Consider the following 8,742-nt stretch of genomic DNA (forward strand, 5'->3'; position numbering starts at 1 on the left):
CGATTGCTGTCTCCATCCCCAGCAGTTGTATTATAGACGAGTAGCATACCAATAGTTGCACAATATTATCTGTTCGTTATAAATTTTCATGTCTATCGAGACCATGATCCGAGAGCGATCCGACGACGAGAGCGACGAGAAGCCGGCACTCTATCTATGGTTGACGACAGCGTTTCTCTATTTCTGCACCGCAGCTTCGACACTGAGCCTGGCCAGGAGCGGACACGACATCGCTGCCCTATGGCCGGCCAATGCCATTCTGGTCGCCCTGCTGCTCTCCCATGACAGGGTCCGGTCGGGCACGGTGCTGAGCGCCGGATTGGCCGCGAACATCGCGGCCAATGTCCTGACGCGTGGCACTGTGCTCGGCCCCTTCCTGTACAGTCTCGCCAACCTCGCCGAGGTGATGTTGGCCGTCCGTCTCCTGCGAAGGACCTACGAGCAGGACGCCCTGCTGCAATCCACGAGATCCGCCCTGCGGTTCCTCGCGATCGCGGGATTGCTGGCACCGGCCGCGAGCGGCGTCCTGGGAGGCTTGACGGCGCATCTCGTCTTCGGCGAGCCCCTGTTGCGCTCGTTCGGCACCTGGGTCGCGAGCGACGGCCTGGGACTCATCGTCTTCACGCCCTTCCTGCTCTCACTGTTCCGAGGCGATTACGCGCGTGCGCTCGCGGAGCGGAGCTGGCGGGACCGGCTCGAAGCGGCCGCCTTGCTCGTCCTCGCAGGCTCGGTCGCGTACGCGACCTTCTTCTGCACCAGCCGCCCCTTGCTGTTCCTGATCTTCCCGCCTCTCATCCTGATCGCTTTCCGGCTGGGCCGCCTGGGTGTCACCGCGGCCGTGATGGTCGTGGCCGTCATCGGAGGCGTCGCCACGATGTACGGTCGCGGGCCGATGGTCCTGATCGCGGCCGACGCCGTCACGCAGGCGCAGGCGTTCCAGGCGTTCCTGGCCTTCATCCTGCTGACATGCCTGCCCGTCGCGGCGGAGGTCTCCGCGCGGGCGCGGCTGACGGCCGAGCTGGCCGCGCACGATCGGGAGATGACGAGGAGCGCCTTCACCGATTCCCTGACAGGACTGCTCAACCGTGCGGGCTTCGAGCATCAGATCGAGACCATCCTGCCCGTCAGGGCACTCCCGCCCGTCAGCCTGATCGCGATCGACATCGATCACTTCAAGCAGATCAACGACCGCTGGGGGCATCCGGCGGGCGATCGCGCGCTCGAGACTCTCGGATTGCTGCTCGCGTCGCAGATCCGCCCGGGGGATCTGGTCGCGCGCCTCGGCGGCGACGAGTTCGTGATCCTTCTCCGCGAGAGCGACCTCGAGCGCGCCAGGGCGGTGTGCGAGCGGATCCGCGCGAGCGCACGCGCCTTGCCGTTCTCGACCGGTGCCGGGACCGAAGCGCCGGTCAGCCTGAGCATGGGCTTGGCCGTCGCGCGCGTGGGCGAGGGCTACGAAGCGCTGGCTCAGCGGGCCGACAGCGCTCTGTACGAGGCGAAGCACGCCGGCCGCGACGCCCTGCGATGGGCCGCCTGACTCCGGGATCGACCCTGACCGGCGGCGATCCGGGCCCGGTCGTTTGGCCGTGAAGCGCCTGCCCCGTAGGATCGGCCGATGAGACGCCGCCACCTCGTCGGACCGATCCTCTGCGTCGCGCCGCTCGCCCTCCTCTTCGGGACGGCCGACGGTCCCGCGGGCTCCGCGGCCCCCGGCCTGGTGCCGCAAGCCGAGCGCGCGGATCTCGTCCGCGTGGAGAAGGCGCAGCGGCGCCTGACGCTGCTGCGCGGCGGACGCGTCCTGGCGGTCTACCGCGTCTCGCTGGCCTTCGCGCCGGTCGGCCCGAAGGCGATGGAGGGCGACGGCCGAACACCCGAGGGCCGCTACCGCATCGCGGGCAAGAACCCGGACAGCATCGCCCACCTCGCGCTGCGGATCTCCTATCCGGACGCCGCCGACCGCGCCGCGGCGTCCGCGGCCGGCGTGCCGCCCGGCGGGGACATCATGATCCACGGTCTGAGGAACGGCTTCTCCTGGGTCGGCCGCCTGCATCGTCTGATCGACTGGACGGATGGATGCGTGGGCGTGACCAACGCCGAGGCCCGCGCGATCTACGCGCGGGTCGAGGTCGGCACGCCGATCGAGATCCGGAGCTGAGCGGGATCGGGCGTCGCCGGGCGGAGCGTTCGGGGCCGGACGGCGCGCGGCCGGGGCACCTCAAGGCCCCGCATCCCCGGCGGCCGCGCCCGGCCCCGCGGGCGGGCGCCACGGGAGCGGATCGAACGAGCGCCGGAGCGCCTCGAGGAACCGCTCCGTCCGGGCCGCGCGCGACCGCCGTTCCGAGCCGAGCAGGGCGACGACCGGCGCCGACGGCAGGGCGTAGCCTTCGAGCAGGCGCGCCAGCCGCCCCGCGCGCAGGTCGTCGGCGACATCCCATTCCGAGCGCACGATCACGCCGAGGCCCGCGAGGGCCCAGCCCCGCACCACGTCGCCGTCGTTGCTGACCAAGGCCGCATCCACCCTGACGCGGACCTCGGCGCCCTCCGCCGCGCGGAAGCGCCAGAGCGTCACGTCCTCGTCGTTCTCGCGCAGCGCGATGCAGGTGTGATCCCGCAGGTCGGCCGGCACGCGCGGGGCCGGATGCCGGGCCAGGTAGGCGGGCGCCGCGCAGAGGATCCGGTCGTTCGGCGCGAGGGCGCGCACGGTCAGGCTCGGGGTCGCCTCCCTGATCTCACCGACGTGGATCGCGAGGTCCCAGGTCTCGGACGGGATGCGGCCCAGGCGATCCGAGAGTAGCAGGTCGATCCGCACGCCCGGATGCCGCAGCCGGAACGCCGTCACGACCGGGGCCACGTAGCGGCGCCCGAAGCCGAGCGGGGCGACGACGCGCAGATGTCCGGTCACCGCGCCGACGCGCTCGGCCAGGGCGTCGGCGAGATCGTCGAAGGCGCCGAGGAGGTCGCGACCGCGCTCGGCCAGCAGCTCCCCCTCGTCGGTCAGCGTGAGGCCGCGGCCGGACCGGTCCACCAGATGGACCCGCAGCCGCTTCTCCAGGCTGCGCAGCCGCTGCGTCACGGCGGGGGGCGACACGTTCAGGCTGCGCGCCGCGGCGGCCAGGGACGGGCTGGCCGCGACCGCGACGAAGAAGCGGAGATCGTCGGTGTCGAGCATTAAGGCCGACCTTAATCCAGAATGCCGAACAGATTAATGGCGTCTGCCGGTCCGGCATGATCTGTCACCCGGCAGCGAGACAGGGAGGCGTGGACATGCCGGACACCGGAGTCGGGGCGCAGGTGCCGTCAGCGGAGGCCGACGGGGCGTCGGGTCCTCTTCAGACACCGTGCCTTCTCCTGGACGAGGCGCGGCTGCGCGCGAACCTCGCGGGGCTGCGGGCGCACCTGGACCGGCTGGGCGTCGCCTTCCGGCCGCACCTGAAGACGGCGAAGTCGATCGACGTCGCCCGCCTGGCGATGACCGGTCCGGCCGGCCCGGCGATCGTCTCGACCCTGCGCGAGGCCGAGTACTTCGCCGAGGGCGGGGTCCGGGACATGATCTACGGCGTCGGCATCGCCCCGCAGAAGCTCGACCGCGTCGGAGCGGTCCGGCGCCGCTGGGGTGCGGACCTCGCCGTGGTGCTCGACTCGATCGAGCAGGCGGACGCGGTCGCCGCCTGGGCCGCGCGGACCGGCGACCGTCTGCCGGTCCTGATCGAGGTCGACGCCGACGGGCATCGCTCAGGCGTGAAGCCGGCCGACGCGGCGCTGCTGGTGGCGATCGGGCGCGCGCTCGGCGCGGGGGCGGACCTGCGCGGCGTGCTGCTCCACGCCGGCGACAGCTACGGCCTCAGCGATCCCGAGGATCTCGCCGCGGCGGCGGAGGGCGAGCGCGCGGCGGCGGTGACGGCGGCCACCCTCCTGCGCGCGGCGGGCCTGCCGTGCCCGGTGGTGAGCGTCGGCTCTACGCCGACCGCGCGCTACGCCCGGAACCTCGACGGGATCACCGAGGTCCGTGCCGGCGTGTTCATGTTCGGCGACCTGTTCCAGGCCGGCGTCGGCTCCGTCGCGGTCGACGACATCGCGGTGAGCGTGCTCGCCACCGTGATCGGGCACCGCCGCGACAAGGGCTGGATCATCACCGATGCCGGCTGGATGGCGCTGTCGCGCGACCGGGGCACGGCCCGGCAGGCGGTCGATCAGGGCTACGGCGTGGTCTGCGACCGCGCCGGCCGCCCCTACCCGGACCTGATCGTCGCCGACGCCAACCAGGAGCACGGCATCCTCGCCCTGCGCCCGGGCTCCCGCGCCGCCCTCCCCGACCTGGCCATCGGCGACCGTGTGCGCGTCCTGCCGAACCACGCCTGCGCGACGGGCGCCCAGTACGACCGCTATCACGTCCTCGACGCCGACGGGCGGGTCGCCGCCGTCTGGCCGCGCATCAATGGCTGGTAGGCGGCGCCGACCGTGACGTCGCGGATCGGGCGCCTCGCGAGCGCCCGGCGGCGCCGGACGCGGCGGGAGCCATCCCGGACACCGCGAGGCGCGTGACCGCCGCCCTTCTCGGCGCGGCCCGAGGCCCCCGGCACCGACGCCGCCCGATGCGGCGCCCGATACGGAAGGAGAAGCCCATCATGACAGCCCATCGGTTCGACGCCGTCCTGTTCGACCTCCTGACGGCCCTGCTCGACAGCTGGTCCCTGTGGGACTCGGTCGCCGGCAGCACGGAAGCCGGCCGCCGGTGGCGGGCGGAGTACCTGCGGATCACCTACCGGACGGGGGCGTACCGGCCCTACGAGGATCTCGTCGCCGAGGCCGCCGCGGCGGTGGGCCTGCCGCGCCGCCTCGCGGCGGACCTCGAGGACCGCTACGGCGAGCTCCGGCCCTGGCCCGGCGTGACGGAGACCCTGCAGGCGCTCGCGGCGCGCTCCGTGCGGCTCGGCGTCGTGACCAACTGCTCCGAACGTCTGGGTCGCATCGCCGCCGGCTGCCTGGGGGTCGAGCTCGACGCGGTCGTCACGGCGGAGCGCGCCGGGTTCTACAAGCCCGATCCGCGTCCCTACCGGCTGGGACTGCAGGCCCTCGGGGTCGAGCCGGCGCGCTGCCTGTTCGTCGCGGGCTCGGCCTTCGACCTCGTGGGCACGGCGCGGGTGGGGCTGGCGACGTACTGGCACGACCGCGTGGGCATGGCGGCCCCGGACGGCGCGTCGCCTCCGCTGGCGCACGAGACCACCCTGGATCCCCTGCGCGCCTGGTTCGATCCGGGCGCGCGCTGACGCCGACAATCTCCGGGCGCGGTGGGGGGAAGGCGGGGCGGGCGACGGGCCGGCCGAGGGCACCTCCCGACTCACGCGAGGCGACCGCATGTGCCGCCGCGCACCGGGCGGCTCGGCGCGAGCTTTGCCTTTCGGCCGTCGCCCGGTCCATGTAGCCGCCCATGATCCGCCTCATCCCCAGCCTGCCCGCGGCCTACGTCATCGCGCGGGTGGTGTGGCCCCAGCCGGTGCCGCTCGCGCTCAGGCTCGGCCTCGCCGGGCTCCTCCTGGTCGCCTCCCAGTACCACCTGTGGAGCCGCCTCTCCTCCGGGTCGGTCTTCGCGCCCGAATTCCCGCGCCCGATCGTGATCCTGTTCAACTGGGCGTTCGGTGCGATCGCGCTGGCGGCGGTGATGCAGCTCGCCCTCGATGCCGTCGCGCTGATCTCGCTGGCGCTGCCCGGGGGCGGCTGGGCGATCCCGACCGCCTGGCGCATCGCGGTGGCCTCGACGGCCGCCGGCCTCTCGGCCCTCGCCGTGTGGCAGGCCGTGCGCGTGCCGCCCCTGAAGGACGTCCCGGTCGCGATCGCGGACCTGCGCCCCGGCCTCGACGGCTACACGATCCTGCACCTGACCGACCTGCATATCAGTCGCCTGTTCCCGGCCGCCTGGGCGCGGGCCGTCGTCGCGCGGGCCGACGCCCTCCAGGCCGACCTGATCGTCGTGACCGGCGACTTCATCGACGGTTCGCTGGAGGCCCGGCGAGACGACGTCGCGCCGCTGCGGGCCCTGCGCGCGCGCGACGGTGTCTGGGCCGTGCCCGGCAACCACGAGTACTTCTTCGACCACGACGCCTGGATGCGCCATCTCGCGGGCCTGGGGATCCGCGTCCTCGCCAACGCCCACACGATCCTGAGGCGCGGGGGCGACGCGCTGGTGCTGGCCGGCGTCACCGACCGCTCCGCGCCCGCCACGGGACATCCGGGGCCCGACCTCGACGCGGCCCTGGCGGGCGCACCGCCGGGCGCGCCGATCGTTCTGCTGGACCACCAGCCGGCCAACGCCGCGCGGGCCGCGGCGCGCGGCGTCGCGCTCCAACTCTCCGGCCACACCCACGGCGGCATGATCCGCGGCCTGGACCGGCTGGTGGCGCGCGGCAATTCCGGGTTCGTCTCGGGGGCGTACCGGGTCGGGGCCATGCGGCTCTACGTCAGCAACGGCACCGGGCTCTGGCCCGGCTTCGCCCTCCGGCTCGGGCGTCCGTCGGAGCTGACGCGGATCACCCTGCGGGCAGCCACCTGACGCGCGCGCGCCGCCGCGCGGCTTCCCGCACGGGTCAGCGATCCAGGCCCGGGAGGCCCCAGCGCCGGCCGAAGCCCGCATCGCCGGACACTCGGCTGTTTCCCCCGGGAGGGGCCATGTTCGTCGGAACGGCTACCCCGGGTCGCTGCCGGATCGCCCCCGCTCGGAAGCTGCCAGCCGGCTCGCGGGAGAAGAGCGGTGAGAGCGGCCCCTGCGCGCGTGCCGGACAGCGCCAGTCCCAGGACGAAGCCGGGCCTCGACGAAAGGTCAGGCCATCGCACCCTCGATTAAACCTTCTCGTCGTATCCCCCGGATACCCTCTTGGCTCCGGCGAGGTCGAACAGTGCTGCAGGGGACCATATCGAATACCCAGCGCGAGGCACTCCGCCAGCAGGCGCTGACCGAGATCGCCCTCCTCGACACGCCGCCGGAGCGCGAGTTCGACGCACTCGCCAGGCTCGCGCAGCGCATGCTCGGCACCGGCATGTCCTCGATCACCCTGATCGACCCGGAGCGCCAGTGGTTCAAGGCGCGTTGCGGTCCCTTGGCGGCCGAGACGCCGCGTGCCCAGGCGTTCTGCCCCGTCGTGTTCGAGACGGAGGCTCCGCTGATCGTGGCGGATGCCAGCCTCGACCCTCGCTTCGTGGCCAGCCCCTTCGTCACGAACGCCCCGTACATCCGCTACTACGCGGGCGTGCCGGTCCGCGTCCGGCAAGCCGACGGCGACAAGATCACGATCGGCACGCTCTGCGTCCTCGACGAACAGCCCCGCGAGCCGACGGCGACAGACCTAGAGGTGCTCGAAGAGCTGGCCTGCGTCGCGGAGGCGCTGATCGAGGCGCGCGCCGTGGCCCTGCGCGCAGCCGAGGCTGCCGAAGAGCGCCGGATGGCCGTCGAGGGCCTGGAGCGTGAGCGCCGCCAGTTCAAGCAGGTGGAGCGCATGGCCGAGATGGGCTCGTACCGCTACGATATCGAGACGCGGTCGACCTCCTGGTCGGACGGCGTCTTCGTCATTCACGAGCTGCCCGTCAGCGGCGGTGTGCCGATTGGCGCGATCATGAACTTCTTTCCCGAGCCCGATCGCGCCCTCTTCCGCGCGGCCGTCAGGCGCGTGCTGGACACGGGCGAGCCGTTCGAGATGGACGCCGATTTCGTGACCGCCAAGGGCAATGCCCGGCGCGTGCGGTGCTCCTGCGAGATCGAATTGGTCAAGGGTAAGCCCGTCGCCCTCATCGGCCTGATCCAGGACATCACCGAACGGCACAGCTTGGAGCAGCGTCTTCGCCATCAGGCGCGCACCGATGACCTGACGCAACTCGCCAACCGAGCCGAATTCCACCGCGCGCTCGACGCGCGGCTGCGCGAGGCGCGCGCTTCCGACGACGCTGTGGCTGTCCTCCTGATCGACCTCGACGGCTTCAAGGGCGTGAACGATCGCCTCGGGCACGCGGCCGGCGACGAGGTTCTGCGTTGCGTAGCCGAGCGGTTGCGCGCGCCCTGCTACGCCGGTTGCTTCCCGGCACGGTTGGGGGGCGACGAATTCGCGATCCTGGTGCCTGCCGGCTGCGATGGCGCGGGCGTGCAGGCGATGGTGCGGCGCCTCCTGCACGACCTCGAGATGGTCGTGAAAGGGCAGGGTCAGATCGCGCGGGTGACGGGAACGATCGGCCTCGCGCGGTCACGAGAGGCCGGACAGGACCGCGACGTGCTGCTGCGCCACGCCGACGCGGCCCTCTACGCCGCGAAGCGTAAGCAGAAGGGGACGGCTGAAACCTACTCGGCCGCGACGGATCAGACTGCCACGCCGGTTCGCGGCGCGTCCGCTCTCGAGTTGGCTCCTCACCGACGCCTCTGACGCAGAGTCGGCCACACGACCCTCTGGCCCGGGTCCGGCGGACGAGGGCGCAGACGGGATGGGCGAAGGCGCGCGGAGATCGTCGCGCCGCCCGGAGCGGATGGCGAGGCGGCGGAAGCGCGCCGACCACGCCGGCGTGCGCGGCGTGATGCTGCGGGCTCGGCACGGGTGCCGGGAGCGACCCGGCCGCGACGGGGAGCGTGGCTCAAGAGGCCCTCACCACGCGGCCTGGAGGCCTGCGGTGAACACCTGGGCGGTGGCGCCCGGGCGGACGTCGCCGGTGTAGCCCACCGACAGCCGCACGCCCTCGGCGACCGCCCCCGTCAGGCTCACCCCCAGA

7 protein-coding genes are annotated in these 8,742 nt (G+C 72.7%); 6 read left to right on the forward strand and 1 reads right to left on the reverse strand.

Annotated elements, in window-relative coordinates:
• Positions 1 to 88: 88 nt before the first annotated feature.
• Both ACLBX8_RS11595 and ACLBX8_RS11600 read left to right on the forward strand, forming a co-directional pair.
• Positions 89 to 1,537, forward strand: coding sequence for a diguanylate cyclase domain-containing protein (locus ACLBX8_RS11595; protein WP_447715126.1), 1,449 nt, complete (start codon positions 89 to 91; stop codon positions 1,535 to 1,537).
• A gap of 78 nt (positions 1,538 to 1,615) precedes the next feature.
• Positions 1,616 to 2,155 carry a L,D-transpeptidase family protein gene (locus tag ACLBX8_RS11600; RefSeq protein ID WP_447715127.1) on the forward strand — a complete coding sequence of 180 codons (540 nt, stop codon included), beginning with the start codon at positions 1,616 to 1,618 and terminating at the stop codon, positions 2,153 to 2,155.
• 60 nt (positions 2,156 to 2,215) lie between these two features.
• On the opposite strand, the gene ACLBX8_RS11605 is transcribed toward ACLBX8_RS11600, so the two are convergent.
• Positions 2,216 to 3,169, reverse strand: a complete 954-nt coding sequence (locus ACLBX8_RS11605) for a LysR family transcriptional regulator (protein ID WP_020094934.1) — start codon at positions 3,167 to 3,169, stop codon at positions 2,216 to 2,218.
• A gap of 95 nt (positions 3,170 to 3,264) precedes the next feature.
• Here ACLBX8_RS11605 and ACLBX8_RS11610 point away from each other — a divergent pair, with 95 nt between their 5' ends.
• The 4 genes from ACLBX8_RS11610 to ACLBX8_RS11625 all read left to right on the forward strand — a co-directional run bounded on the left by ACLBX8_RS11610 (position 3,265) and on the right by ACLBX8_RS11625 (position 8,402).
• Entirely contained in the window at positions 3,265 to 4,446 is a 1,182-nt protein-coding gene (locus ACLBX8_RS11610) for an alanine racemase (protein WP_447715128.1), read from the forward strand.
• A gap of 179 nt (positions 4,447 to 4,625) precedes the next feature.
• Positions 4,626 to 5,267, forward strand: a complete 642-nt coding sequence (locus ACLBX8_RS11615; protein WP_056530626.1) for an HAD-IA family hydrolase — start codon at positions 4,626 to 4,628, stop codon at positions 5,265 to 5,267.
• A 161-nt stretch (positions 5,268 to 5,428) separates the two neighbouring features.
• The gene (locus tag ACLBX8_RS11620; protein WP_447699210.1) at positions 5,429 to 6,547 is read left to right on the forward strand and encodes a metallophosphoesterase; all 1,119 of its coding nucleotides are present in this window, start codon (positions 5,429 to 5,431) and stop codon (positions 6,545 to 6,547) included.
• 358 nt (positions 6,548 to 6,905) lie between these two features.
• Positions 6,906 to 8,402 carry a diguanylate cyclase domain-containing protein gene (locus tag ACLBX8_RS11625; protein WP_447699373.1) on the forward strand — a complete coding sequence of 499 codons (1,497 nt, stop codon included), beginning with the start codon at positions 6,906 to 6,908 and terminating at the stop codon, positions 8,400 to 8,402.
• Positions 8,403 to 8,742: the final 340 nt, after the last annotated feature.

The sequence above is a fragment of the Methylobacterium sp. D48H genome, from assembly GCF_053345715.1.